The sequence below is a fragment of the Pseudomonas sp. NPDC090203 genome (assembly GCF_044746765.1).
Taxonomy (GTDB): domain Bacteria; phylum Pseudomonadota; class Gammaproteobacteria; order Pseudomonadales; family Pseudomonadaceae; genus Aquipseudomonas; species Aquipseudomonas putida_AD.
Map to the genome: position 1 here is coordinate 576,209 of NZ_JBIVCV010000002.1, position 24,000 is coordinate 600,208.

20 protein-coding genes and 1 riboswitch are annotated in these 24,000 nt (G+C 63.0%); of the genes, 14 read left to right on the forward strand and 6 right to left on the reverse strand.

The features are described 5' to 3' along the window. The first annotated feature begins 7 nt into the window (after nt 1-7). On the forward strand, nt 8-1,429 hold the full coding sequence (hldE, locus tag ACIPO9_RS05360) for a bifunctional D-glycero-beta-D-manno-heptose-7-phosphate kinase/D-glycero-beta-D-manno-heptose 1-phosphate adenylyltransferase HldE (RefSeq protein ID WP_274131719.1): 1,422 nt from the start codon (nt 8-10) through the stop codon (nt 1,427-1,429). A gap of 171 nt (nt 1,430-1,600) precedes the next feature. Here hldE and ACIPO9_RS05365 read toward each other — a convergent pair whose 3' ends face one another. The 4 genes from ACIPO9_RS05365 to ACIPO9_RS05380 all read right to left on the reverse strand — a co-directional run bounded on the left by ACIPO9_RS05365 (nt 1,601) and on the right by ACIPO9_RS05380 (nt 4,985). Further along, nucleotides 1,601-2,572, reverse strand: coding sequence for a metal ABC transporter ATPase (locus ACIPO9_RS05365; protein WP_400779207.1), 972 nt, complete (start codon nt 2,570-2,572; stop codon nt 1,601-1,603). Between the two features lie 35 nt (nt 2,573-2,607). Further along, nucleotides 2,608-3,417: an aldo/keto reductase gene (locus tag ACIPO9_RS05370; RefSeq protein ID WP_400779209.1), complete on the reverse strand. Its 810-nt coding sequence runs from the start codon at nt 3,415-3,417 to the stop codon at nt 2,608-2,610. After that, nucleotides 3,414-4,589, reverse strand: a complete 1,176-nt coding sequence (locus ACIPO9_RS05375) for an NAD(P)/FAD-dependent oxidoreductase (RefSeq protein ID WP_400779211.1) — start codon at nt 4,587-4,589, stop codon at nt 3,414-3,416. The genes ACIPO9_RS05370 and ACIPO9_RS05375 overlap by 4 nt, the downstream gene beginning before the upstream one ends. A 63-nt stretch (nt 4,590-4,652) precedes the next feature. Then, nucleotides 4,653-4,985 (reverse strand): multidrug efflux SMR transporter, encoded by a 333-nt coding sequence (locus ACIPO9_RS05380; RefSeq protein ID WP_274131715.1) that lies wholly within the window; start codon nt 4,983-4,985, stop codon nt 4,653-4,655. A gap of 107 nt (nt 4,986-5,092) precedes the next feature. Here ACIPO9_RS05380 and ACIPO9_RS05385 point away from each other — a divergent pair, with 107 nt between their 5' ends. Further along, nucleotides 5,093-5,977 (forward strand): LysR family transcriptional regulator, encoded by an 885-nt coding sequence (locus tag ACIPO9_RS05385; protein WP_400779213.1) that lies wholly within the window; start codon nt 5,093-5,095, stop codon nt 5,975-5,977. A gap of 14 nt (nt 5,978-5,991) precedes the next feature. After that, the gene (gene waaA / locus ACIPO9_RS05390) at nt 5,992-7,263 is read left to right on the forward strand and encodes a lipid IV(A) 3-deoxy-D-manno-octulosonic acid transferase (protein WP_400779215.1); all 1,272 of its coding nucleotides are present in this window, start codon (nt 5,992-5,994) and stop codon (nt 7,261-7,263) included. A gap of 132 nt (nt 7,264-7,395) precedes the next feature. On the opposite strand, the gene ACIPO9_RS05395 is transcribed toward waaA, so the two are convergent. After that, nucleotides 7,396-8,835 (reverse strand): TolC family outer membrane protein, encoded by a 1,440-nt coding sequence (locus tag ACIPO9_RS05395; RefSeq protein WP_400779217.1) that lies wholly within the window; start codon nt 8,833-8,835, stop codon nt 7,396-7,398. A gap of 168 nt (nt 8,836-9,003) precedes the next feature. Then, nucleotides 9,004-9,108, forward strand: a riboswitch (TPP riboswitch). Between the two features lie 170 nt (nt 9,109-9,278). Here ACIPO9_RS05395 and thiC point away from each other — a divergent pair. Continuing rightward, complete coding sequence (gene thiC / locus ACIPO9_RS05400; protein ID WP_400779219.1) at nt 9,279-11,165, forward strand: phosphomethylpyrimidine synthase ThiC; 1,887 nt, start codon at nt 9,279-9,281, stop codon at nt 11,163-11,165. Between the two features lie 153 nt (nt 11,166-11,318). Continuing rightward, nucleotides 11,319-12,608 carry a putative hydroxymethylpyrimidine transporter CytX gene (gene cytX, locus ACIPO9_RS05405; protein WP_400779220.1) on the forward strand — a complete coding sequence of 430 codons (1,290 nt, stop codon included), beginning with the start codon at nt 11,319-11,321 and terminating at the stop codon, nt 12,606-12,608. On the opposite strand, the gene ACIPO9_RS05410 is transcribed toward cytX, so the two are convergent. Next, complete coding sequence (locus tag ACIPO9_RS05410) at nt 12,577-13,323, reverse strand: RsiV family protein (RefSeq protein ID WP_400779222.1); 747 nt, start codon at nt 13,321-13,323, stop codon at nt 12,577-12,579. The two genes, cytX and ACIPO9_RS05410, sit on opposite strands and share 32 nt — an antisense overlap. A gap of 230 nt (nt 13,324-13,553) precedes the next feature. Between ACIPO9_RS05410 and ACIPO9_RS05415 the strand changes: the two genes are divergently transcribed. The 9 genes from ACIPO9_RS05415 to ACIPO9_RS05455 all read left to right on the forward strand — a co-directional run bounded on the left by ACIPO9_RS05415 (nt 13,554) and on the right by ACIPO9_RS05455 (nt 23,798). Further along, nucleotides 13,554-14,171 carry an NUDIX domain-containing protein gene (locus tag ACIPO9_RS05415; RefSeq protein WP_400779224.1) on the forward strand — a complete coding sequence of 206 codons (618 nt, stop codon included), beginning with the start codon at nt 13,554-13,556 and terminating at the stop codon, nt 14,169-14,171. Continuing rightward, on the forward strand, nt 14,162-14,614 hold the full coding sequence (locus tag ACIPO9_RS05420; protein WP_400779226.1) for a DUF1249 domain-containing protein: 453 nt from the start codon (nt 14,162-14,164) through the stop codon (nt 14,612-14,614). The genes ACIPO9_RS05415 and ACIPO9_RS05420 overlap by 10 nt, the downstream gene beginning before the upstream one ends. 960 nt (nt 14,615-15,574) lie before the next feature. Beyond that, on the forward strand, nt 15,575-16,384 hold the full coding sequence (gene cpdA, locus ACIPO9_RS05425) for a 3',5'-cyclic-AMP phosphodiesterase (RefSeq protein WP_400779227.1): 810 nt from the start codon (nt 15,575-15,577) through the stop codon (nt 16,382-16,384). Nucleotides 16,385-16,571: 187 nt separating this feature from the next. Continuing rightward, complete coding sequence (locus ACIPO9_RS05430) at nt 16,572-17,138, forward strand: YqiA/YcfP family alpha/beta fold hydrolase (protein WP_400606330.1); 567 nt, start codon at nt 16,572-16,574, stop codon at nt 17,136-17,138. A 102-nt stretch (nt 17,139-17,240) separates the two neighbouring features. After that, nucleotides 17,241-19,145 (forward strand): DNA topoisomerase IV subunit B, encoded by a 1,905-nt coding sequence (gene parE / locus ACIPO9_RS05435; RefSeq protein WP_274131701.1) that lies wholly within the window; start codon nt 17,241-17,243, stop codon nt 19,143-19,145. Beyond that, on the forward strand, nt 19,142-20,122 hold the full coding sequence (locus tag ACIPO9_RS05440) for an esterase-like activity of phytase family protein (RefSeq protein ID WP_400779229.1): 981 nt from the start codon (nt 19,142-19,144) through the stop codon (nt 20,120-20,122). The genes parE and ACIPO9_RS05440 overlap by 4 nt, the downstream gene beginning before the upstream one ends. 35 nt (nt 20,123-20,157) lie before the next feature. Continuing rightward, nucleotides 20,158-20,640 (forward strand): TIGR02281 family clan AA aspartic protease, encoded by a 483-nt coding sequence (locus ACIPO9_RS05445; RefSeq protein WP_274131815.1) that lies wholly within the window; start codon nt 20,158-20,160, stop codon nt 20,638-20,640. Nucleotides 20,641-20,650: 10 nt separating this feature from the next. Continuing rightward, nucleotides 20,651-22,909, forward strand: a complete 2,259-nt coding sequence (gene parC / locus ACIPO9_RS05450) for a DNA topoisomerase IV subunit A (protein WP_400605613.1) — start codon at nt 20,651-20,653, stop codon at nt 22,907-22,909. Nucleotides 22,910-23,090: 181 nt separating this feature from the next. Further along, on the forward strand, nt 23,091-23,798 hold the full coding sequence (locus ACIPO9_RS05455) for a membrane integrity-associated transporter subunit PqiC (protein ID WP_274131698.1): 708 nt from the start codon (nt 23,091-23,093) through the stop codon (nt 23,796-23,798). Nucleotides 23,799-24,000: the final 202 nt, after the last annotated feature.

Sequence of the window (24,000 nt, forward strand, 5' to 3'; positions counted from 1 at the left end):
TTGTTCGATGAAGTTGTCCATGCCGCGTTTCGATCAGGCACCAGTTCTGGTAGTGGGCGATGTCATGCTCGACCGCTATTGGCATGGCGGTACCTCCAGAATTTCCCCTGAGGCCCCGGTGCCGGTGGTCAAGGTCGACCAGATCGAAGATCGCCCGGGCGGCGCAGCCAACGTTGCGCTCAACATCGCAGCCCTGGGCGCCAAGGCCTCGCTGGTCGGCGTGACCGGTGAAGACGAAGCCGCCATCAGCCTGAACAACAGCCTCAAGGCCGCAGGCGTGACAGCCCGCTTCCAGCGCGTTGCCCACCAGCCGACCATCGTCAAGCTGCGGGTCATGAGCCGTCACCAGCAACTGCTGCGCATCGATTTCGAAGAACCCTTCGCGACCGACGCCATCGCCCTGAGCGAGGAAGTCGACTCCCTGCTGGACGGCGTCAAGGTGCTGGTGCTGTCCGACTACGGCAAGGGCGCGCTGAAAAACCATCAGGTGCTCATCAAGTCCGCCCGTGACCGTGGGATTCCCGTGGTCGCCGACCCTAAAGGCAAGGATTTCAGCATCTATCGCGGCGCCAGCCTGATTACCCCGAACCTCAGCGAATTCGAAGCCATCGTTGGCCATTGCGTCGACGAAGCCGAACTGGTGGCGAAGGGCGCGAAGCTGATGACCGATCTCGAACTGGGCGCGCTGCTGGTCACCCGTGGCGAACACGGCATGACCTTGCTGCGCCCCGACCAGCAGGCCCTGCACCTGCCGGCACGCGCCCGGGAAGTGTTCGACGTGACCGGCGCCGGTGACACCGTGATTTCCACCCTGGCCGCCGCCCTGGCCGCCGGTGAAGAGCTGCCCCACGCGGTGGCCCTGGCCAACCTGGCCGCCGGCATCGTGGTCGGCAAGCTGGGTACCGCTGCCATCAGCGCCCCTGAACTGCGTCGCGCCATCCAGCGTGCCGAAGGTTCGGAACGTGGGGTGCTGACCCTCGATCAACTGCTGCTGGCCGTCGAAGATGCGCGGGCCCACGGCGAGTCGATCGTGTTCACCAACGGCTGTTTCGACATCCTGCATGCCGGCCACGTGACCTATCTGGAACAGGCCAGCGCCCAGGGTGACCGGCTGATCGTCGCGGTCAACGACGACGCATCGGTGAGCCGCCTCAAGGGGCCGGGTCGTCCGATCAACAGCGTCGACCGGCGCATGGCGGTCCTCGCCGGGCTCGGCGCGGTGGACTGGGTGATCAGCTTCCCCGAGGGCACACCGGAAAACCTGCTGACCCACGTCAAGCCCGATGTGCTGGTCAAGGGCGGCGACTACAGCGTCGATCAGGTGGTAGGCGCGCCGATAGTCCAGGCCTACGGCGGCGAAGTGCGCGTACTGGGGTTGGTGGAGAACAGCTCGACCACCGCGATTGTCGAGAAGATCCGCGGGCAGTAACGCAAAACCACGTACCGCTGTAGGAGCGCGCTTGCCCGCGACGGCGGTGTGTCAGTCAACATTCATATATCTGACACACCGCCGTCGCGGGCAAGCGCGCTCCTACAGGCGGTGGCGAAGTTGAATACGCCCCGCCGGCAAGCCGATATCAGCGCGTGATCCAACCGCATTTCAGGTTTTATGCAGCGTCTTGCGCGCCATGCGCAGCAGCTGTTTGGCGCCCACCTTCAAGCGGCGCTTGATGCCCGGCATCTTCGCTTTCGCAGGCGTCAGCCCCTGCGCCATCAGCCAGTCCTTCCAGCGAATCCGCTCCTCACGCACTACCCAGCCTTCCTGCGCCGCGAAGCTTTCGGCCAGGTACAAACCACGGGTGCCCGCCGGTGACAGCTTGTCGTTCTTGAGCGTATACAGCTCAGGCAAGGGCACGCCATTTTCCAGCGGCATCAGGTAAAGGTCAGGCTTGCTGCGGTTGAGCCTCGCGACCAACTGGTCGTTCTCCAGCGTCTCATCGACGTGAAACAGGCTCAGCGGCCGAGCTTCGCGGGGCACTTCCAGGCGCATGTCGTAGATCAACTGCAGCGAAGCGGTCGGCAGGTGCACATAGGCGCGCGGGCGTTCGATCAAGGTCATGCTGCCGCAGCGCACGGGGCGCGCAGCACCGGACAACGGGCTCAGGCGAAAGGGCATGGCCTCGCGGTAGTGCAGGGCGGCGGCGTAGGGCGCAGGCAGCCAGGTGTCGTTGAAGCGCCCGCCGAGCCAGCCCTGGGGCGTCTCGATCAGGCATTCCTCGGCCACTTCCTGAATCGCCGTGTGCAGCGGCAGGTTCAGCTCGTGGGCCGGCACGTAACCGGAAATCAGCTTGAGCACCACATCGCCACGGTCCTGGCGTCGCTGGCGCACCAGCACCCAGTAATCGCGGTTCTGCCAGTTGAGGGTCAGGCGCACCGAGACCCCAAGGTTGGCCAGTTCAGTGGAGAACCGCTCGCTGTCCTGCACCTCGATCTTGCGACGACGTTGCAGCGTCTGGGAAAAATTCAGCGGCATCCCGACGCTCTGGTAACTCAGGCCTTCGGGAGTGGCTTCGACGAACAGCGGCAGGGTCTTGAAGTTGCTCGGGTTCTTGCGGATCAGCGTTCGCGGCATATCGGCTCCTTCTTGCGTTGGGGTCGGCCGCCCGTTCAGTTCTGACGGCGGATCACGGAGGCAGCGGTTGCCACGTTATGGGCCAGGTGCAGCGGGTTGATGGTCCCGACGATAGCACCGGTGACGCCAGGATGTGCGAACAGCAGTTCGAAACTGGCTTGCACAGGATCGACACCTGCGCCTGCGCAAACGTGCCCGCTGGCCAGCGCTTTTTTGATCAGAATGCCTTTGGCGTGAACAGCAGCGTAGTCCAGCACCGGCTTTTCGCCCTGTTCGTTGAGGTTGTAGGTGACCATGGCGCAGTCGCCATCCTGCAAGGCCAGCAGGCCGCCTTCGACAGTTTTGCCCGAGAAGCCGAAGCCGCGAATCTTGCCTTCGCGCTTGAGCTCGGCCAGCGTCTGGTACACCCCGCACTCATTGAGCACATGCAGGTCGTTGCCGTCCGAGTGCACCAGCACCAGGTCGATGAAGTCGGTTTCCAGGCGTTTGAGGCTGCGCTCCACAGACAGGCGCGTGTGCGCCGGGCTGAAGTCATGGCGGGACTGACCCGCCTCGAATTCTTCGCCGACCTTGCTGACGATGACCCAGTCCTGACGCTGGCCGCGCAGCAGCGGGCCCAGGCGTTCCTCGCTGCGGCCATAGGCGGGGGCGGTGTCGATCAGATTGATGCCCAGGTCCCGCGCCTGCTTGAGCAGCATCCGCGCTTCGTCGTCATCGGGGATGGTGAAGCCGTTGGGGTATTTGACGCCCTGGTCGCGGCCCAGCTTGACCGTACCCAGGCCGATAGGGGAGACGTCGATGCCCAGGCCGCCCAGCGGGCGATGCAGATCGTGCAGAGTCTTCATGGCAGCAGCACGTCCCACACAGGTTTGGCCAGCGCCGGCCGGGGCAGGTCTTTGCGCGCCGGTTGTGGAATCGGGTGGATGTCATCCCGCGACAGTGACGCCAATACCCGATCGGCGAAGTCCGGCGCCAGCGCCAGCTTGGTCGGCCAGCCCACCATCAGCCGGCCCTGGACGTCGAGGAAGGCATTGTCCGGGCGCACCAGGCCGCTTTGTTGAGGCTCGGCGCGGTCCACGCGCAAAGTTGCGAACTGCGCCTGGCTCAGGTCGATCCAGGGCAGCAGGTGAGTCAGTTCCTTTTTCGCCGCGGCAATCTGCTCGGCAGGCTCGCGGGCCACGCCCTCGGCTTCGGAGATTTCGCCGCCCAGGTACCACACCCACTGGCCATCGGCCGCTGGATGGGTGGTGACCGTGATGCGCGGCTTGGGACCGCCACCCAGGCAGTGGGCGTACAGCGGCTTGAGCGTCGGCCCTTTGACCATGACCATGTGCAACGGACGACGCTGCATGGCCGGATGGCTGACGTTCAGCGTCTTGAGCAGATCCGCCGTGCCGCCGCCGGCGCTGAGCACCACGCGCTGGGCGTGGATGTCGCGGCCATCGACACGCAGGCCGACCAGTTCGCCCTCGTGCAGCAGAGGCTCGATCTTCTCGCCCGCCAGCAGGCTGTCGCCGGCCAGTTCAGCCAGTTTCTCGATCAGGCTGGGAACGTCGATGACCAGCTCGGCCAGGCGGTAGACCTTGCCCTTGAAGCGCGGATCCTGCAGTGCAGGCGGAAGGTCCGTGCCCTTGACCTGATCGACCCGGCCACGCACCGCCTTGCTGGCGAAGAAACTGGTGAGATTGCCCGCCAGGGTGCCCGGCGACCACAGGTAATGCGCCTCGGACAGCAACCGCACGCCCGACAGGTTCAACTCGCCTTTGCCTGCGAGCGCCTCACGCCAGCGGCGGGGCATGTCGGCGATGGCTTCCGAAGCGCCGGACAGCGCGCCGTGCAGTGCATATTTGGCGCCGCCATGGATGATGCCCTGGGATTTGACCGTCTGCCCGCCGCCCAGGCTGGCGTTTTCCACAACGATTGTCGAGAAGCCCTGCCGACGCAGGCGAGCGTTGAGCCAGAGGCCGGCAACGCCTGCGCCGACAATCAGGACGTCAGTGGAAATTGCGGAAGACATGAACACCTCAAATGGCGAAACGAATTGCGCCATTATAGGGGAACAGGCTTTTGAGTAACCTGCTTAATGCCCTGCGGTTTTCGAGAACAGCTGAATCACCACCACCCCGGCGACGATCATCGCCATGCCGGCGATGGCAGGCAGGTCGAGTTTCTGACCGTAGATGATCAGCGCCGCGATGCTGACCATGACGATGCCCATGCCCGCCCAGACCGCGTAGGCCACGCCCACCGGGATGCTGCGCACCACCAGCGTCAGCATCCAGAACGCCACGGCGTAACCGACGATCACCAGCAGCAGCGGCAGTGGCGTGCTCAGGCCTTTGACGGCTTTCATCGAAACAGTGGCGATGACTTCGGCGCAGATGGCGATGGCGAGCAGGTAGTAGGCAGACATGATGAAAGTCCTCTTTGCAGATACGTCTTCAATGGCTGCCGATTCTAGCGATCGCTCAGATGGGGTAAAGTCATTACCTATCTCTGGGGCTGATAGGTTGCCGAGTCATGGAATGGAGCCTTGAACAAATCAGGCTGTTCGTCAGCGTCGCCGAGCAGCGTTCGTTTTCCGCCGTAGCGCGAGAATCCCGGCGGGCGCAGTCGGCGGTCAGCAGTGCGATTGCCATGCTGGAGACCGACCTGGGTGTGAGCCTGTTCGATCGCAGCAGCGGTCGCCAGCCGCGCCTGACTGAAGCGGGCAGCGCTTTGCTTGAAGAGGCGCGGGAACTGCTGCGCCAGTGCGAGCGGCTGGACGGTCGCGCCCTGGCGTTGATGCGCGGCCAGGAAGCACGGTTGCGCCTGGCCCATGACGAAGCCATGCCCTACCAGCCGGTCCTCGACAGCCTGGACGCGCTGGATCAACGCTTCCCCAGCGTGGAGGTGCAACTGGCCAGCGGCGCGCAGGGCGATGTGGCGCGCAAGCTGGTGGAGCGTCGGGCCGACCTGGGCCTGCTGTTTCATCACGACCAGATGCCCGAAGCCCTGGAGCGGCGGGTGCTGGGCAGTGTGGAAATGGTCACGGTCTGCGCTGTCGATCATCCCCTGGCGAGCGCGCCGGTGGTCACCCGCCAGCAGTTGGCGCGGCACCGGCAGTTGCTCATCGCGCCGCAACAGAGTGGCTATCCCGGCGGCGAGCAGTTGAGCCCGCAGGTATGGCGCGCGGACAGTTTCTACGTCATGGCCGAACTGCTGATGCGCGGCCTGGGCTGGGCCTGGCTGCCGCGCCACGTCGTGCAATACCCGGCCTATCAGAACCAGATGATCGAACTGAGCAGCGAATGGACGCCGCCTGCGCTGGTGGTGGAAATGGTCTGGCGCCGCGACGAACCCCTGGGGCCTGCCGCACGCTGGCTGGCCGAATGCTTCACCCATCATTTGAAGGCCATTGGCTGATAAACTCCGCGCCCATGAATAGAACTCTCTACACATTGCTGTTTCATCTTGGCCTGCCGATGATTGCCCTGCGCCTGTGGCTGCGGGCCCGCAAGGCCCCTGCTTATGCACAACGTATCGGTGAACGGTTCGCTCGCGGGCTGCCGCCCATGCAGAAGGGCGGCATCTGGGTGCATGCCGTGTCGGTGGGCGAGAGCATCGCTGCCGCGCCGATGATCCGCGCGCTGCTGGCACGTTATCCACAGCTGCCGATCACCATCACCTGCATGACGCCCACCGGGTCCGAACGCATCCAGTCGATGTTCGCCAACGAGCCGCGCATTCAGCATTGCTACCTCCCATATGATTTTCCGTGGGCGGCGGGGCGTTTTCTCGATCATATCCAGCCCAGGGTCGGCGTGATCATGGAGACCGAGCTGTGGCCCAACCATATTCATCAATGTGCGATGCGGGGTATTCCAACAGTTCTGGCCAACGCGCGTCTGTCGGAGCGTTCGGCGCGGGGTTACGGAAAGTTCGCCAGCCTGACGCGGCCGATGCTCGCCGAGATGAGCCTGATCGCCGTGCAGACCGAAACTGAAGCCCAGCGTTTTCGTGACTTGGGTGCTCGCCCTGAGTGCGTAACCGTCACCGGTTCGATCAAGTTCGACCTGACCATCGACCCGCAATTGCTGGCGCGTGCGGCGCAGCAACGAGCGGATTGGCAAACCACCGGGCGGCCGGTGTGGATTGCTGCCAGTACCCATGCCGGAGAGGATGAAGTGGTTCTCGCGGCCCACCGCGAGGTGCTGAAAAAGCATTCCGAAGCCTTGCTGATCCTGGTGCCGCGTCACCCCGAGCGCTTCAACAGCGTGTTCGAGTTGAGCCGCCAGGAGGGTTTTGCCAGTGTCCGTCGCTCGACCGCCGAGCCGGTCACCCGTGAAACCTCGGTGCTGGTGGGCGACACCATGGGCGAGTTGCTGTTTCTCTATGCGCTGGCTGACATCGCCTTCGTCGGTGGCAGCCTGGTGCCCAACGGCGGGCACAACCTGCTGGAGCCTGCGGCGCTGGACAAGCCGGTATTGAGCGGCCCGCACCTGTTCAACTTCCTCGAAATCGCCGCGATGCTGCGCAGTGCCGGGGCGTTGGAGGAGGTGAGCGATGCGGCGGGATTGGCAGCGGTGGTGCAGCGGTTGATCGAGGGGCCTGAGCAGGCGAAAGCCATGGCCGATGCGGGATTGGCGGTGATGAAGGCCAATCAGGGCGCGTTGCAGAAGTTGCTGGACGGGATTGGTCGGTTGATCTGATTCCGGAGCAGCACGGCTTTTTCAAAGACGCGACCGTTGTAGGAGCGCGCTTGCCCGCGACCGCGTTCGGTCAGGCGCCATCAATGTCACGGGCCGACGTCATCGCGGGCAAGCGCGCTCCTACGGGGGAATCTACCGCTCTGAAGGACGCTCGAAATTCTTCGCCGCTTCCCTCGCCAGATCCGGCGGCAGGAAGTCCTTGTCCGGGTTGTAATCGGGTTTGAGGAAGCGCGACAAATCCTGCAAGTCCCCCGGGCTCAGCGTGCCGGCCGCTTGCTTGAGGCGCAGGTTGTCGAGGATGTAGTCGTAGCGGGTGTTGTTGTAGTCACGCACCGATGCGTACAACTGACGCTGCGCATCGAGCACGTCGACGATGTTGCGCGTGCCCACCTGATAGCCGATTTCCGTGGCTTCCAGCGCGCTCTGGTTGGAAATGATCGACTGTTTGCGCGCCTGCACCTGTTCCACGTCGGTGTTCACGGCACGGTGCAGGTTGCGGGTGTTCTCCACCACCTGGCGGCGCAGGCCCTCGCGCTGTTGTTCTGTCTGGCCCAGGCGAGCGTAGGCTTCGCGCACTTGCGAACTGGTCAGGCCGCCGCTGTAGATCGGGATGTTCACCTGCAGGCCGATGGTGCGTTGCTCGACGCTGCCGTGGAAGTCCTGCCCGGTGTAGTTCGGGTTGGTGAAGCCCAGCGGGTCGTTGTCGCCTTTCTGGTACTGGGCGACGGCATCGACGGTGGGGGCGTGTCCGGCCTTGCGCTGGCGCAGGGTTTCTTCGGCGGCGCTGACGGCGTAGTTGCTGGCCAGCAGGTTGAGGTTCTGTTGTGAGGCGGTGTCGACCCAGGATTTCGCATCGTTGGGCGACGGCGCCAGCACCGGCAGGGTGTGGACGATGCCTTCGATGGAGTTGTATTCGCGATTGGTCAGGGTCACCAGCGCTTGGAACGCATCGTCCACCTGACGCTTGGCAACGATCCGCGCCGCCCGGGCGGTATCGTAGCTGGCCTGGGCCTGAAGCACGTCGGTCTTGTCGGAAAGCCCGACGTCGAAGCGCTCGTTGGCCTGATCCAGCTGCCGCTTGAACGCGGCTTCTTCGGCCTTGGTCGAGGCCAGGTTGTCCTGGGCGCGCAGCACCGAGAAATAATCCTCGGCGCTTTGCAGAATCAGGTTCTGCTCGGTCGCGGACAATTGCAGGATGGCCTGCTCGTTGACGTCCTTGGCGGCCTTGAGCTGGAACCAACGGTCGGCGCGGAAGATCGGCTGGCTCAGGGTGGCGCGGTAGACCGTGCCGCTGCGGTTGATGACCGCAGAAGGTTCGTCGATCTTGGTGCGGGTGTTGTTGATGTCGGCACCGCCGGAAATGTTCGGCAACAGACCGGCGCGGGCCTGGGGCACGATCTCTTTCTGCGCATCGTAGCTGGCGCGGGCGGCGGCGAGGTCGGCGTTGTTGTTCACAGCTTCCTGGTAGACGCTGACCAGACCGGTCTTGGTCGGCAGTGGCAAATCCGCTGCTGTGGCCATCGCGTTGGATGCGCATGAAACGGCAATGGCCAGTGAGAGTTTGCGCAGCATAGACATTCCCTAGTAATTCAGCTGTGTGAAGACGTGGCCGCAAGATCGCTTTGCGCCGGTTGCGAGTGTAGTTCCACAAGATCGCGACAACAATCCGACAGATGCGCCATTTAACGAGCGTTTGAATTCCGCGCTTGGCGTTTGCCGGGTGTGGCGTCTAGACTGACGCCGTTCTTGTCGGGGTGCCTTGCTATGAGGCTGAGATCGGATAATCCGGATCCCGTTGAACCTGATCAGGTTAGCGCCTGCGTAGGGAACAAGATTTCTCGTCTCCCGGCGAGTCCTCTTGAGTATCGTCCGGGGTCTTTTTTGTTCATTTTTTGAACAGTCCTCGTTTTTCGATTCTCGGCATCCGTATTCTCACAGGGTGCATCCGTCCGTTCGATTCAGGCTCAAGCTCCGACAATCCATGCGCTGCACCATGATGTCCGGAGAGCCTGTTGATGAGTACAAAACTAAAAAACGCCAATCTGAGTGAATCCGCCCAGGTCGATTCGGGGTCGGTGCAGCCGTTCACCCGCTCGCAGAAAATCTATGTCCAGGGTTCGCGCTCGGACATCCGCGTACCGATGCGTGAAATCAGCCTGGATGTTACCCCCACAGACTTCGGTGGCGAGATCAACGCGCCGGTCTGCGTGTACGACACCTCGGGCCCTTACACCGATCCCAACGTCATCATCGACGTGCGCAAAGGCCTGGGCGACGTGCGCTCGGCCTGGATCGACGACCGTGGCGACACCGAACGCCTGGGCGGCCTGAGTTCCGACTTCGGCCAACAACGCCTGGCCGATGCCGAACTGACCAAACTGCGCTTCGCCCACGTGCGCAACCCGCGCCGCGCCAAGGCCGGCGCCAATGTCAGCCAGATGCACTATGCGCGTCAGGGCATCATCACCGCCGAGATGGAATACGTCGCCATCCGCGAAAACATGAAGCTGCAGGAGGCCCGCGCTGCCGGCCTGCTGAAGCAGCAACACGCCGGCCACAGCTTCGGCGCCAGCATTCCCAACGAGATCACCCCTGAGTTCGTGCGCGAGGAAATCGCCCGCGGCCGCGCCATCATTCCGGCCAACATCAACCACGTCGAACTGGAACCGATGATCATCGGCCGCAACTTCCTGGTGAAAATCAACGGCAACATCGGCAACAGCGCGCTGGGCTCGTCCATCGAAGAAGAAGTGGCGAAACTGACCTGGGGCATTCGCTGGGGTTCGGACACGGTCATGGACCTGTCCACCGGCAAGCACATCCACGAAACCCGCGAGTGGATCATTCGCAACTCGCCTGTGCCCATCGGCACCGTGCCGATCTATCAGGCCTTGGAAAAAGTCAATGGCGTTGCCGAGGACCTGACCTGGGAGCTGTTCCGCGACACGCTGATCGAGCAGGCGGAGCAGGGCGTCGACTACTTCACCATTCACGCTGGTGTGTTGCTGCGCTACGTGCCGCTGACCGCCAAGCGCGTCACCGGGATCGTCTCCCGTGGCGGTTCGATCATGGCCAAGTGGTGCCTGGCGCATCACAAGGAAAACTTCCTCTACACCCACTTCGACGAAATCTGCGAAATCATGAAGGCCTACGACGTCAGCTTCTCGCTGGGCGATGGCCTGCGTCCGGGGTCGATTGCCGACGCCAACGACGAAGCGCAGTTCGGCGAGCTGGAAACCCTCGGCGAGCTGACCAAGATCGCCTGGAAACACGACGTGCAATGCATGATCGAAGGCCCGGGCCATGTGCCGATGCAGCTCATCAAGGAGAACATGGACAAGCAGCTGGAGTGCTGCGACGAGGCGCCGTTCTACACCCTCGGCCCGCTGACCACCGACATTGCGCCGGGTTACGACCACATCACCTCGGGCATTGGCGCGGCGATGATCGGCTGGTTCGGCTGCGCGATGCTCTGCTACGTCACGCCCAAGGAGCACCTGGGCCTGCCGAACAAGGACGACGTCAAAACCGGGATCATTACCTACAAGATCGCCGCCCATGCAGCCGACCTCGCCAAGGGCCATCCGGGCGCGCAGATTCGCGACAACGCCCTGAGCAAGGCGCGTTTCGAATTCCGTTGGGAAGACCAGTTCAACCTCGGCCTGGACCCGGACACCGCGCGTTCGTACCACGACGAAACCCTGCCGAAGGATTCGGCCAAGGTCGCGCATTTCTGCTCCATGTGCGGGCCGAAGTTCTGCTCGATGAAGATCACCCAGGAAGTCCGTGAGTACGCGGCCAACCAGAAGATCGAAGCGGTGGACCTGTCTGTGGCCGAAGGCATGCGCGAGCAGGCCGAGCGGTTCAAGCAGGAAGGCAGCCAGTTGTACAAGAAGGTCTGACACCACACCCGCCCTTCTGTAGGAGCGCGCTTGCCCGCGACGGCGGTGGGTCTGACACCTGATGTTTCTGACCCAACGCCATCGCGGGCAAGCGCGCTCCTACAGGGGGCTTTGCGCATGAATCCAATAACAATGCTCCTCCGAGATAACAACGTGAACACACCCGGCACCTACTCCCCCGACATCCCCGTCCCCGCTGCCAAGCGGGTGTTCGGCGGTCGGGATCTGTTTTCCCTGTGGTTTTCCCTGGGCGTGGGCCTGATGGTCCTGCAAACCGGCGCATTGCTTGCACCGGGGCTGGGGCTGTCCGGCTCGATGCTGGCCATCTTCCTCGGCACCCTGGTGGGCGTTCTGCTGCTGGCCGCCGTTGGCGTGATCGGCAGCGACACCGGGCTGTCGTCCATGGCCGCCCTCAAGCTGAGCCTTGGCACCAAGGGCGCGGCGTTGCCGGCCATCCTCAATCTGCTGCAACTGGTGGGTTGGGGTTCGTTCGAAATCATCGTCATGCGCGACGCGGCCACGCTGCTGAGCGCTGGCGCCTTTGCCGAAGGCAGCCTGTGGACAAGCCCGCTGCTCTGGACGCTACTGTTCGGCGGCCTGGCCACCTTGCTTGCCGTCAGCGGCCCGCTGACCTTCGTGCGGCAGATCCTGCGCAAGTGGGGCATCTGGCTGCTGCTGGCCGCTTGCGCCTGGCTGACCTGGAACCTGCTGAGCAAGGCTGATCTGGCGGCGCTGTGGGCCCGGGCCGGAGATGGCTCGATGCCGTTTGCCGTAGGTTTCGACATTGCCATCGCCATGCCGCTGTCCTGGCTGCCGCTGATCGCCGACTACTCACGCTTCGGCAAGCGCGCTACCGGCGTGTTTGGCGGCACGGTGCTGGGTTTCTTCATCGGCAATTTCTGGCTGATGACCCTGGGCGTTGCCTACACCCTGGCCTTCGCCCCAAGCGGCGAAGCCAATGCGCTGCTGCTGGCGCTGGCCGGTGCTGGAATGGGCATTCCGCTGCTGCTGATTCTGCTGGACGAGTCGGAAAACGCCTTTGCCGACATCCATTCGGCAGCGGTTTCCAGCGGGATTCTGGTGAAGATCAAGGTCGAGCATCTGGCGCTGGCCATCGGCGTCATCTGCACGCTGATCGCCTGCCTCGCGCCGCTGGCGCAGTACCAGAACTTCCTCTTGCTGATCGGCTCGGTGTTCGCGCCGCTGTTTGGCGTGGTACTGGTGGATCACTTCATCCTGCGTCGTCGCAGCCATGGCGCCGCGACTGAGGGTTTACGCTGGATGACGCTGCTGGCCTGGCTGGGCGGGATTTCCACCTATCACCTGCTGGCCAATCTCTACCCGGACATCGGCGCAACACTGCCAGCGCTGATCGTCGCTGGCGTGTTGCAACTGATCCTGGGCAAGGCGATCAGCTCCGGCCGGGGAACAGTTCCGGCTTGATGATGCCGTTGAGCTGAGGGTAAGGAATCTTCAGCTCGATGTGGCCCATGGCGTACGGGGCGATGGTGGTGACCGGATATTTCAGGATCACTGCACCGTACGTCAGGGCGATGTTTGAAGTTCGCTTGAATGGCCACATCTTCTGGAACTCGGTGTCCTTGTCCAGCTTGGTGCTGACCTGCCAGGCCTGGTGCGCCATTTCAGCCTTCGCCCAGAACGCTGCTTCCTGGCCTGGCACCAGCATGTCGGCCAGCGTCAGTACGCGCTGTTGCTGGCGCGAATAGTTGATGAACGCGCGGCCCGGATTGCCGTGGGCGCCGCCGGTGTCCAGGTAGCTGGACAGCTCGACCACCACGATTCCGTCATGCTGCTCACGTACCTTGGCCTGCAAATAGCTGCTGTAGCGCGCCGGCGCCGTGGCCAGGAACTGTTCCTGATACGCCTTGAGGGTCGGCGGCACCGGGCCGTCGGTGTCGCTGCGGGTCAGTTGCAGCAGGGTGCGCTGCACGATGGCATCGAGCTTGGCTTCGTCCGGGAAATGCACGGTATCGATATTGACCAGCGGGCAATCGCTGGCGGTGCAGCCGGGTTTGACCAGCTCCGAGGCGTCACGCTGAACGGTCAGCGGACTGCGCATGTTGGGTTGGAACAGGCTCTGGCAGGCGCCCAGAACCAGGGCCAGGCAGGCCATCGAAATGATCTTCAGAAACGACATGGTGATCCTTGACGTTGACATAAAGGGCCATCACTTGGGTGCAACGGCAACAGGCTTCGACTGCGTCTGGCGCAATCAGTTCGCCACTGGGCGGATTAGAGTGCCTTTCGGTTGCCGTCGTCTACCTTTACAGCCGGATTTGCGCGTCTGAACGCCCGGCAAGGGCTGCATCCGGCGCGTCAGCACGTTAGGATGGGGCCATGAACTGAGCGCCTTGCAGTGAGAAACCTATGACCGATACCGCGAAATCGACGCCCACAAAGCATGAAATCACCCGGCGCGAAACCTGCTTCAAGGGTTTCTACCAACTGGACCGTCTGCACCTGCGCCATGAGCTGTTCGACGGTGGCATGGGCCCGGAAATCTCCCGCGAACTGTTCGTGCGCCACGATGCCGTGTGTGTCTTGCCATATGACGCCAAACGCGATGAAGTGGTGTTGATCGAGCAGTTCCGGGTGGGTGTGATCGGCAAGCACCCCAACCCCTGGCTGATCGAAATGGTCGCGGGCCTGATCGACAAAAAAGAGCAGCCTGAAGAGGTTGCTCACCGCGAAGGAGAGGAGGAAGCTGGGCTTGTCTTCAACGCGTTGTGGCCGATCACCAAATACTTTCCGTCGCCCGGCGGCAGCAATGAATTCGTTCACCTGTACCTGGGCAAATGCGACAGTGAGGGGGCGGGCGGCGTCCACGGGCTTGAAGAAGAGGCCGAAGACATCCGTGTGTCGGTCTGGTCGTTCGACGACGCGATGCAAGCCGTAAAAGACGGACGCATCGTCAACGCTGCAACTATCATCGCAATACAGTGGCTGGCGCTCAATCGCGCCGAAATCAGGGGGCTGTGGTCGTGAATCTTTTGCGCGAGCGCTACCGTGTCGACCTTGCCGGGCTGCAGGCAGCCTGCGAGGCGAACTACGCGCGCTTGATGCGTCTTTTACCCGAGATGCGCAACGAACAACGCTCCCGCCGGGTGGCCGTCACCCAGGGCGATCAGATGCTGGGCGTGCTGTCGGTCGAAGTCGTGCAGAACTGCCCGTACACCTCGACGCTGCTGGTGCGTCAGGAACACAGCCTGCCGTGGCTGCCGGTGCCTGTCCTGGAAGTGCAGGTGTACCACGATGCGCGCATGGCCGAAGTCATCGGCGCCCAGCACGCGCGGCGTTTCCGCGGCATCTACCCGTACCCCAACGCCGACATGCACCAGCCCGACGAAAAGGCCCAGCTCAACATCTTCCTCGGCGAATGGCTGAGCCACTGCCTGGCCTGCGGACACGAGTTCGAAGCGGTTCGCTGAGCATTCCTTATCCGCACTTCTCTCTCGTAGCAGCACGGCTTGCCGGCGGGAGCGGTGTGTCAGTCAACCCATCTGTCCCTGACACACCGCCCCCGCCGGCAAGCCGTGCTGCTACGGGGCGGTGTACAACCAAAGCTCTTGATCTTGATCTTGATCTTCTTACGCGATGGTACAGGCGCCACCGAACGCGACGTCAAGGCGCCAGGCCGAACGGAGGTGTCGCGTAGTGGGTTGAGCGGCAGGAAGCCGCGAAAGCCGTGCAGGCCATGGATGGCCCATCACGGCGGACCCACGGAGCGGCGCCGGAGTGAGGGAACCGGGACGAAGTCGCGGCCCAGCCTGTCGCAAATGGTTTGGCTACTTTGCCGAAACAAAGTAGCGCGCCGTAAAGGCGCAAAGGTGATTCCGAGTCGACATCGCGAACGGATATGCTCACCAGAATCTGGACCACTACCACTGGGGGCAGATCCGTTATCGAGTGCACTGGACCTGAGGGTTTCGCCCCTTACGGGCGACCTACTTTCTTTCGGGAAAGTAGGCAAACCATTTGCTCCTGGCTGGGGTCCTTCGGACTTCCCTCGACTCCGGCGTCGTTCCGGGGGCACGCCATGATGGGCCATCCATGGCCCGCACGGCTTTCGCGGCTTCCTGCCGCTCATCCCCCTCCACGACACCTGCGCTCGGCCTGGCGCCTTTACGTCGCGTTCGGCGTCGCCTGCACCATCGCGCACAAAGATCAAAATCAAAATCCAAAGCACCCCACCGCCCTGTAGCAGTCCGGCTTGCCGGCGAGGCGCCCTCAAGATCGCTGTCGTCGGCAAGCCGGACTGCTACGGGGCCGATTACACCCATGCGCCGTGCTCTGTCTTGCACAAATGAGAACTGCAACCCTGTTTCCGGGTTTGCCGTTGCTCCAATCAAACACCATAATCCGGCCATACCCGCTCAAGGAGATGGCCTTTGCCGAGCGCATCCTCACATTCGTCCTCTGTATTGTTGGTGCAACTGTCCGACAGCCATTTGTTTGCCGAAGCGGACGGCGCGCTGCTGGGCATGACCACGCGCGACAGCCTCACGGCGGTCGTGGACCGGGTGCTGGCCGAGCAGCCGCAGATCGATCTGGTGCTGGCCACCGGCGATCTGTCCCAGGACGGCACGGTGGAGTCGTATCAGGCGTTTCGCCAGGCGAGCGAGCGGCTGGATGCGCCCAAGCGCTGGTTGCCGGGCAACCACGATGAACTGAAGGAGATGGCGATTGCCGCGCAGCAGAGCGACGTGCTCGACCCCGTTGTCGATATCGGCAACTGGCGGGTGACGATGCTGGATTCCGCCGTGCCGGGTTCTGTGCCCGGTTATCTGGAAGACAGGCAACTGCAACTGCTGGCCCAGGCCCTGAGCGAGGCGCCGCAACGCCATCATTTGATCTGTCTGCATCATCATCCGGTGCCCATTGGCGCGGCGTGGATGGAGCCCATCGGTCTTCGCAACCCGGATGCCCTGTTCTCGGTACTGGAACGTTTTCCCCAGGCCCGTGCTTTGCTCTGGGGCCACGTGCATCAGGAATTCGACCAGATGCGCGATGGGCTGCGCCTGATGGCTTCGCCCTCGACCTGCATTCAATTCGCGCCGAACAGCGAAGACTTCGCCCTCGACGCGAAGGCTCCGGGGTATCGCTGGCTGCGGCTGTTCGACGACGGGCAGATTGAAACCGGTGTGTCGCGCATCGATCCGGACCTGTTCGAGGTCGATCTGAGTGGCGCCGGGTATTGAAGGAAACATCCTGAATTCGCCACACACCGCCAACAAACGAGTGTTCACGCCGTTGTCCCTGTAAACTGCGTGGCTTTGCCGTGTGAGGCAGCCCCAGGCGGCCCCTTGAATCGCAGCTTACGGAGACGATCCCGTGAACCCGCAACATTCGACTCTGCTTTATATTCACGGCCTGAACAGCTCGGCGATGTCGAAAAAGGCCACGCAACTGGCCTCCCTCATGCGAACGCTGGGGCTTGGCGAGCAATTGCGCGTGCCGGAGTTGCACCATCACCCGCGCCAGGCCATCGCCCAGCTCGAGGCGGCCATCGAGGAACTAGGCGGTCGGCCATTACTGGTCGGCAGCTCGCTCGGCGGCTACTATGCGACTCACCTTGCCGAGCGGCATGGTCTGAAGGCGGTGCTGATCAACCCCGCGGTCAATCCGCACCAGTTGTTCGACGGCTTCCTGGGCACGCAACAGAACCTGTACACCGGCGAAACCTGGGAGCTGACCCACGATCACGTGGCTGCGCTGGCTGAGATAGAAGTGCCGGCGCCGCAGGACCCCCAGCGTATCCAGGTGTGGCTGCAGACGGGTGACGAAACGCTGGACTACCGCCGCGCCCAGGCCTTCTACCGGGCGTGCGCGCTGCGCATCGAGGCCGGTGGCGATCACAGTTTCCAGGGGTTTGCCGATAAACTGCCCACCCTGTTGAGCTTTGCCGGGTTTGCCCCGGAACTGCTCCAGGCCATCGATCTGTCGTCGTTGTGAATGTGCGACCGATCAAAGCCTTTGCTGCAACAAATATGTAGAACACGCTTGGAACAATAGCGTCACTCCGAAATTTCATGAACGACTTGATGACGAGACCCCATGGCCAATCCCAGCGCTAGCTCTTATAACGCAGACGCCATCGAAGTCCTCTCGGGCCTCGACCCGGTCCGCAAGCGGCCGGGCATGTACACCGACACCACGCGGCCGAACCACCTCGCCCAGGAAGTCATCGACAACAGCGTCGACGAAGCACTGGCCGGACACGCCAGATCGGTGCAGGTCATCCTGCACGCCGACAACTCCCTGGAAGTCGCCGACGATGGCCGCGGCATGCCGGTGGACATTCACCCGGAAGAGGGCGTCTCGGGCGTCGAACTGATCCTCACCAAGCTGCACGCGGGCGGCAAGTTCTCCAACAAGAACTACCAGTTCTCCGGCGGCCTGCACGGCGTGGGGATTTCCGTGGTCAACGCGCTCTCGACCCAGGTGCGGGTGCGGGTCAAGCGTGACGGCAACGAATACGAAATGTCCTTTGCCGACGGCTTCAAGGCCAGCGAACTGGCAGTCGTGGGCACGGTCGGCAAGCGCAATACCGGCACCAGCGTCTATTTCGCCCCGGACCCCAAGTATTTCGACAGCCCCAAATTCTCGGTCAGCCGCCTCAAGCATGTGCTCAAGGCCAAGGCCGTGCTGTGCCCGGGCCTGACCGTCAGCTTTGAAGACAAAGGCACCGGCGAGAAGGTCGAGTGGCATTACGAAGATGGCCTGCGCTCCTACCTGCAGGACTCGGTCAGTGACTTCCTGCGCCTGCCTGAAGAGCCCTTCTGCGGCGTGTTTGCCGGCAACAAGGAGGCGGTGGACTGGGCGCTGCTGTGGCTGCCCGAGGGTGGCGACAGCGTTCAGGAAAGCTACGTCAACCTGATCCCGACCGCCCAGGGTGGCACCCACGTCAACGGCCTGCGTCAGGGACTGCTGGATGCGATGCGCGAGTTCTGCGAATTCCGCAACCTGCTGCCACGGGGCGTGAAGCTGGCCCCCGAAGACGTCTGGGAACGCATCGCCTTCGTGCTGTCGATGAAGATGCAGGAGCCGCAATTCTCCGGCCAGACCAAGGAGCGCCTGTCGTCTCGCGAAGCGGCGGCATTCGTCTCCGGTGTGGTCAAGGACGCCTTCAGCCTGTGGCTCAACGCGCACCCTGAAATGGGCATGCAATTGGCCGAGCTTGCGATCAACAACGCCGGTCGTCGCCTGAAGGCCAGCAAGAAGGTCGAGCGCAAGCGCATCACCCAAGGGCCGGCGCTGCCGGGCAAGCTGGCGGACTGCGCCGGTCAGGACCCGATGCGCGCCGAGCTGTTTCTGGTCGAGGGTGACTCGGCCGGTGGTTCGGCCAAGCAGGCGCGGGACAAGGAATTCCAGGCCATCCTGCCGTTGCGCGGCAAGATCCTGAACACCTGGGAAGTCGATGGCGGCGAAGTGCTTGCCAGCCAGGAAGTGCACAACATCGCCGTGGCCATCGGGGTCGATCCGGGCGCGGCTGACATGAGCCAGTTGCGCTACGGCAAGATCTGCATCCTGGCCGACGCCGACTCCGACGGCCTGCACATCGCAACCCTGCTGTGTGCGTTGTTCGTCCAGCACTTCCGCCCGCTGGTCGAGGCCGGTCACGTCTACGTGGCCATGCCGCCGCTGTACCGCATCGACCTGGGCAAGGACATCTACTACGCCCTGGACGAAGCCGAACGTGATGGCATTCTCGACCGCCTGGTGGCCGAGAAGAAGCGCGGCAAGCCACAGGTCACCCGATTCAAAGGCCTTGGCGAGATGAATCCGCCACAGTTGCGTGAGACCACCATGGACCCGAACACCCGGCGCCTGGTGCAACTGACGCTGGACGACATCGAAGCCACGTCGCAGATGATGGACATGTTGCTGGCGAAAAAACGCGCGGGCGACCGCAAGGCGTGGCTTGAATCCAAAGGCAACCTGGCCGAGGTGATGGTTTGAGGCGAGGCTGGCTGGCCGCCCTGTTGCTGGCCGCCGCTCCCGCGTTCGCCGCGCCGCTGCCGGAGCTCAAGCTGTTGTCCGAGCATCCGGTGGACGACATGGTGGGCGGCAATCTCTCGGGGCTGGCCTCGTGCGATGGCGTGCTGTGGACGGTTTCCGACCGCGACGACACGCTGCTGTACCGTCTCGACACTTCGGCGACGGTGTGGAAGGCGCGGGCGCAGGTCCTCGAGATTCCGCCCATTCCCGACAGCGGCCTGTCAGCGACCCTGCGCGGCATGGCCAAGGCTTCGGCGCTGGTGCGTGGCGGCGATCTGGATTTCGAGGGCGTGAGCTGTGACGCTGCCGGCAACCGTTATCTGGTCAGCGAGGCCTATGCCACGGTGCTGAAAGTGCCCGTGGACGGCGCGCCGACCTGGCTCGACCTGCCCAGGGCGCTGGTCGAGGAGGCGCAGTCGGCGGGAATGCTGCAGCACTTCAACGCCATTTTCGAAGGCATCGCGATCAACCCTGCCGGCGACCGGCTGTGGCTGGCCGCCGAGCGCGAGAAGCGCGGGCTGCTGACTGCGAAATTGGGTAATGACGGCTGGGAATGTGATGCCAGTTGCATCCTCAAGGTCGAGTCCGGCAACGACATCCTGCCGCCTGAACTGGGCGGTAAATCGGTCGCCAAGGATTTCTCCGACATCTCGCTGTACAAGGGCAAGCTGTACACCCTGGAGCGGGCGGCGTACCGGATCTGTCGGCGTACCCTGGAAACCGGGCAACTGGAAACCTGCTGGTCCTTCGCCAAGGAGGGATTGAAACCCAACCGGCTCTACGATCAGAAATACGGCCTGACCGAGGCGCTGATCGTTGACGACAAGGGCGCCTGGGTCGGGACTGACAACAACTTCGGTGCTCGCGCCGATGGCGAAAAACGCCCCATTGTCTGGCGCTTTGCGGCGCCTGAGGGTGGCTGGAGCGCCAGGCCTTGACCCAGGCACCTCCCGGCAAGCGCGCCGGGCGCCTGATGCTGATCATCGTCTGGGCCGCAGCGCTGTTCCTGGCGACGCGGTTTTTCGGCGAGTGGGAGCAGCGTCAGGAAAACCCGAACAGCAGCGTCAGTTCGTCGCACGGTGACGGTTACGTCGAGGTGCAACTGGTGAGCAATCGCGAGGGGCATTTCGTCATGACGGGGCAGATCAATGCCCGCCCGGTGCAGTTCATGCTCGACACCGGTGCGACCAACGTCGCGATCCCGCAAGCGGTGGCAGACGCATTACGCCTGGAGCGTGGTGCCCGGGTCGAGGTGAGCACGGCCAATGGCCGCACCGAGGCGTTCCGGGCCACGCTGAACAGGCTGCAGATCGGCGATATCGTCCTGGACAACGTGCGCGCCCTGGTGGTGCCCGGTCTGGACGGCGATCAGGTGCTGCTGGGTATGAGCGCCATCAAACAACTCGAATTCACCCAGCGCGGCGGCACCTTGCTGCTGCGCCAGACGACAAAATGATGAGGCCCGCATGAGCGACTCCCTTGACCTCAGCCTGGACGGCGTAGAACGCCGCTCGCTGGCTGACTTCACCGAACAGGCCTATCTGAACTACTCCATGTACGTGATCATGGACCGTGCCCTGCCGCACATCGGCGACGGCCTGAAGCCTGTACAGCGGCGTATTGTCTACGCCATGAGCGAGTTGGGCCTGGACGCCGACGCCAAGCACAAGAAGTCGGCGCGTACCGTCGGCGACGTGCTCGGCAAGTTCCACCCCCACGGCGACTCGGCCTGTTACGAAGCCATGGTGCTGATGGCGCAGTCCTTCAGCTATCGCTACACGCTGGTCGATGGCCAAGGCAACTGGGGTGCGCCGGACGATCCCAAGTCGTTCGCGGCCATGCGCTACACCGAAGCGCGTCTGTCCCGTTACTCCGAAGTGCTGCTGACCGAGCTGGGGCAGGGCACGGCGGACTGGGTGCCGAACTTCGACGGCACGCTGGATGAACCGGCCGTGTTGCCAGCACGTTTGCCGAATATCCTGCTCAATGGCACCACCGGCATCGCGGTCGGCATGGCGACCGACGTGCCGCCGCATAACCTGCGTGAAGTCGCGTCAGCCTGTGTGCGCCTGCTGGACGAGCCCAAGGCCACCATCGAGCAGCTGTGCGAGCACGTTCAAGGCCCGGATTACCCGACCGAAGCGGAAATCATCACGCCGCGTCATGACCTGCTGAAAATCTACGAAAGCGGCCGTGGCTCGGTGCGCATGCGCGCCGTGTATCGCGTCGAAGACGGCGACATCGTGGTCACTGCGCTGCCTCATCAGGTGTCCGGGGCCAAGGTGCTGGAGCAGATCGCCGCGCAGATGCAGGCCAAGAAACTGCCGATGGTCGCCGACCTGCGTGACGAATCGGACCACGAGAACCCGTGCCGCATCGTCATCATCCCGCGCTCCAACCGCGTCGATCCCGAAGAGCTGATGCAGCATCTGTTCGCCACCACTGAGCTGGAATCCAGCTACCGGGTGAACATCAACATCATCGGCCTGGACGGCAAGCCGCAACTGAAAAACCTCAAGGCACTGCTGAGCGAATGGCTGCAGTTCCGTATCACCACGGTGCGTCGTCGCCTGCAGTTCCGCCTGGACAAGGTCGAGAAGCGCCTGCACCTGTTGGAAGGCTTGCTCACTGCGTACCTGAACCTGGACGAAGTGATCCACATCATCCGTACCGCCGAGCACCCGAAGGCCGAGCTGATCGCGCGTTTCGAGCTGTCGGAGATCCAGGCCGACTACATCCTCGACACCCGTCTGCGTCAGTTGGCGCGCCTGGAAGAGATGAAGCTGCGTGGCGAGCAGGACGAGTTGCTCAAGGAGCAGGCCAAACTGCTGGCCCTGCTGGGTAGCGAAGCCAAGCTGCGCAAACTGGTGCGTACCGAGTTGCTCAAGGATGCGGAAACCTATGGCGATGATCGCCGCTCGCCTATCGTCGAGCGCGCCGAAGCCAAGGCGCTGTCCGAAAACGAACTGATGCCGACCGAACCTGTGACGGTCGTGCTGTCGGAAAAAGGCTGGGTGCGCTGCGCCAAGGGCCATGACATCGACGCCACTGGTCTTTCCTACAAGGCGGGCGACGGCTTCAAGGCTGCGGCCAACGGTCGCTCCAACCAGTTTGCGGTGTTCATCGACTCCACCGGCCGCAGCTATTCGCTGGCGGCCCATACATTGCCGTCGGCCCGTGGGCAGGGTGATCCGCTGACCGGACGCCTGACGCCACCGCCAGCCGCAACCTTCGAGTGCGTATTGCTGCCGGACGACGATGCGCTGTACGTCATCGCTTCCGACGCCGGTTACGGTTTCGTGGTCAAGGGCGAAGACTTGCAGGCCAAGAACAAGGCGGGCAAGGGGCTGGTGAGCCTCCCGGCGGGCGCCAAGGTGATCCTGCCGCGCCTGGTGCCGGACCGTGAGCAGAACTGGCTTGCGGCGGTGACCACCGAAGGCCGCCTGCTGGTGTTCAAGATCAGCGACCTGCCGCAACTGGGCAAGGGCAAGGGCAACAAGATCATCGGTATTCCGGGCGATCGCGTGGCCAGCCGCGAAGAATACGTGACTGACCTTGCGGTCATTCCTGATGGCGCCACCCTGGTGCTCCAGGCAGGCAAGCGCACGCTGTCTCTGAAACCCGACGATCTTGAGCATTACAAAGGGGAGCGGGGCAGACGTGGCAATAAGCTACCACGCGGATTCCAGCGAGTTGATGCATTGTTAGTGGAAAGCGCTACGTAAACGGCCGTTTTCAGCGATCGATCTTCGTATTGTCACCAAGATCGACGCAGAATCGCTGGAGTCATCGGGCATATTCACGGATGATATGACGTCCTTTGGCGCCAGCGTGGCTGAGTGCCTTTATGTTCTCTGAGTATTTGACATTGTGGGCCCGTCGTGTGGTGCCCACTTGGACGGAATGATGAATTTTCTACGCGTTCCTTTTGTTCTGTTGTTAACCGGCGTTCTGGGTTTGGCCGGGTGCAGTGTTCATCAGCCTACTTCGCTCTATCAATTGGACAGCGGCGAACCAGGCCAGCCAAAACAAAGTGCCGGCGTGGCTGTTGTGCTCGGGCCGGTTTCCGTTGCTGATTACCTGCAACGGGAAACATTACTTCAGCGTCAGCCCGATGGCAGCCTGACTGCCTCGAAGGATGGCCGCTGGGCCGGCAGTCTGTCTGCCGACATCGACCAACTGCTGCTGCGCCAACTGGCGTGGAAGCTCGACAGCCAGCGCGTGGTGATGGCGCCGGCTGCGGCCAATTTCACGCCTGACGTGCAGGTGGTGCTGTCGATCACCCGTCTGGACTCCGGCGAGAACCAGCCTGCGGTGCTCGATGCCCAATGGCGTCTGCTGGACCGTCGCGGCACCGTGCGTGACAGCAAGCTGGTGCACCTGGAAGAGCCGCATGCCGGCACTTCCGCTGCTCAGGTCAAGGCTCAGGGCGTGCTGTTGCAGCGTCTGGCCGAGCAGTTGAGTGCTGCGGTCAAGCCGGTGGCTGCGCAGCCATTGGTCGCTGACGAGCCGAAGAAGTCCGCCCAGCCCGCCAAGACCCGCACCGATCAGGACAAGCCAAAGATCCCAATGGCCTCGCCGATCCGTACCGATCTGGAAGTGTTCCGCTTCTAAGGGCCACGCCCAACAAAAAAGCCCGCAGTGATGCGGGCTTTTTGTTGGGCGATGGGTTAGGGAAGATGCACAGGTCACGTCGCCCCCGGAATCTGTAGGAGCGCGCTTGAACTGGCCTAATGATCCCGGACACCTCTTAAGGGCGATATGATTCGCCCAATTCAGGAGGTTCCATGCAAGAGCGAAAAACCTATACCCGCGA